This window comes from Bradyrhizobium sp. NAS96.2 (assembly GCF_001908235.1).
In the GTDB taxonomy this organism is placed as follows: Bacteria; Pseudomonadota; Alphaproteobacteria; order Rhizobiales; family Xanthobacteraceae; genus Bradyrhizobium.
Map to the genome: position 1 here is coordinate 1 of NZ_LGHK01000348.1, position 2,477 is coordinate 2,477.

Consider the following 2,477-nt stretch of genomic DNA (forward strand, 5'->3'; position numbering starts at 1 on the left):
GGTCTTGCGATCCTCGGCCTCGCCGCGCTCGCCAATGCGGGGCTCGGCGCCTATCACGCCGGCGTCGAATGGGGGTTCTGGCAGGGGCCGACCGATTGCACCGGCCCGATGGTGGATTTCGGCAAGGCCGGCTCGCTGCTGGATCAGCTCGACAAGGTCAAGGTGGTCCGCTGCGACGAGGTGCAGTGGCGCTTCCTCGGCGTCTCGCTGGCCGGCTACAACGTGCTGATTTCGCTGCTGATGGCCGCGATCGCCGGCCGGGGCGTGATGCGGGCCGCGAAGGCTTGAGGTCGAGCCGCTTTTCCCGTTTTCCGTCATGCTGAGGAGGCCGCGTCAGCGGCCGTCTCGAAGGATGCACGGCCACCGGCCGGGCCGTGCATCCTTCTAGACGCGCGTTCCGCGCTCCTCAGGATGACGGGACCAACAGCATCTAATCGTCGACGTCGTCCTGCGGCCGTCCGAACAGATGGATGATGCCCGGCGTCGAGATGGTCACGAACAAGAACCGCGACAGGTGATGCGCGCCGACGAAGATCGGGTCGATGTGCAGCGTCAGGGCCAGCGCCAGCATTGCGTCCATCGCGCCGGGCGCGAAGGCGACCACGACGTCGGCGAGCCGCACATGGGTGGTGAAGCCGATCACCGCGACGAACACCGCCGAGATCAGGATCGCGATCGCGAACGAGCCGAGCCCGGCATTGACGTGGCTGAGCAGGGTCGAGGTCTTCATCCGCGCAAAGCGGGTGCCGATCAGCGCGCCGATGCCGACCAGCGCGACGTTGCGCAGCCAGGGCGGCAGGCCGCCATCGACCAGGTCCGAGCCATGCAGCAGGCTGGAGGCGAGCATCGCGCCGAACATCCAGCTGGCGGGAAATTTGATCCAGCGCAGCAGCAGCGAGACGCCGATCGACCCGGCGACCAGCGCGAAGAGGCCGAACGGCGAGGCAACGCTCGTCGGCAATGGCGGCGGTGCGGCATGCGTCACCCCGGTCAGCGCAAGCACCAGCGGCAGCGCCGCGGTCAGGATGATGACCCGCATGGTCTGCACCACGGCGATCGCCGCGACGTCGGCACCCTTCTCCGCGGCGAGGATCGTGATCTGCGAGAGCGCGCCCGGGCTGCCGGCGAGGAAGGCCGAGGTCTGGTCCCAGCCGTGGACGCGCTGCAGATAGAGGCTCGAGCCGAAGGTCGAGCAGAACGTCGCCAGTGCCAGCAGGGCAATCGTCAGCGGATAGGAGCTCATATGCTGCAGCAATTGCTGCGACATCAGCGAGCCGAGCGAGATGCCGAGCAGCAGCAGCACCGATTGCGTCAGCACCGGCGGCACCGCGAGCGGCCGGCCAGCCAATGCTGCGATCCCGACCGCGCACATCGCTCCCGAGATCAGGCCGCCCGGCAATCCCGCCCATAAAAACAGCACGCCGCCAGCGGCGCCGATGACGAGGGTCTCGAGCCCGTTCAGAACTTTGCTGCGGTCGGGAATGGCCGTTGCCATCGAAGCGCGGATCAGGGTCACGCCGCCTTATGGCAAATTCGCGCGGACGCGACAAATGCATCTCGCGATTGCAGCATTGCGCCCGAATTCTCGGGGAATCCTCCTTCACCCTCCCCTTGCGGGGCCCTGGAGGGGGAGGGTCGACGCGAATGAAATGAGCGGCGGGGCGGGGTGACGGTCTCTCCTATCGGGAGCTGCCCGTGTTGAGAGATCACCCCACCCCGACACACGTTTCGCTGCGCTCAACGTGTGCCGACCCTCCCCCTCGAGGGGAGGGTGGCCACGGTGCGTGTGTTACTTCGTGCCCGCGGGCGCAGCGGCGCCGCCGCCCGACGCGTTCTTCTTGCACTCGGAGCGGAATTTCTTGCGCTCCTTGCCGTGCAGGCCCTTGGCGTCGGCCTCCTTCGAGCATTCCAGCGACTCGGCGGTGCGTGGCTTGGCTTCCTTGGCCATCTTCGCGTCGGCCTTGGGAGCGGCGTCCTTGGCGGCGGGCGCGGCGGTTTGCGCGAAGGCACCGCCGATCAGCAGCGCGGAGGCAAGGGCGGTCACGGTCGCAAGCGAGGAAATCTTCATCATGGGGCACCTCTGAGGAACGGAGGCCGAAACGTTGCGCGGCGATGATGAACCGTGGATGAACATGCGGTGGTCCTGCCGCCACAATATTTTAATGCGCAGGCGCGCTCGCACGTTGTCGCAAGTCGGGGTTGCGCTAGGATAATGGTCTTACGCCAATGCCCCCCAAGGGAAACCAACGGGAAACCAGGGATGACGGGAGACCAGGGATGACCATTCAGACCAGATTGTTGTGTGTGATTGCGGTGTCGGGCTTTGCAGCCTTTGCGGCGAGCGCGCCGGCGCAGGCCCTGACCGCGCAGGAATGCAGCGCCAAGTACCAGGCGGCCAAGACGGCCGGCACCCTCAACGGCCAGAAGTGGAATGATTTCCGCAAGGCGCAATGCGGCGCCGACGCGACCCCGGCCGC

3 protein-coding genes and 1 pseudogene are annotated in these 2,477 nt (G+C 66.9%); 2 read left to right on the plus strand and 2 right to left on the minus strand.

Translation table 11 applies throughout. From position 1 onward, the window contains the following. Positions 1 to 288: disulfide bond formation protein B (locus AC628_RS41130; RefSeq protein ID WP_143202092.1), on the plus strand; the 288-nt coding region annotated here is incomplete at its 5' end. A gap of 142 nt (positions 289 to 430) precedes the next feature. Here the strand turns inward: AC628_RS41130 and AC628_RS41135 are convergent. Both AC628_RS41135 and AC628_RS41140 read right to left on the minus strand, forming a co-directional pair. Further along, a complete protein-coding gene (locus AC628_RS41135; RefSeq protein WP_143202093.1) occupies positions 431 to 1,516 on the minus strand; it encodes an AbrB family transcriptional regulator in 1,086 nt (361 codons plus the stop codon). A gap of 273 nt (positions 1,517 to 1,789) precedes the next feature. After that, positions 1,790 to 2,071, minus strand: a complete 282-nt coding sequence (locus AC628_RS41140; protein WP_050419520.1) for a PsiF family protein — start codon at positions 2,069 to 2,071, stop codon at positions 1,790 to 1,792. A 206-nt stretch (positions 2,072 to 2,277) separates the two neighbouring features. Here AC628_RS41140 and AC628_RS41145 point away from each other — a divergent pair. Beyond that, a pseudogene (locus tag AC628_RS41145) lies at positions 2,278 to 2,477 on the plus strand (hypothetical protein); the annotation flags it as partial.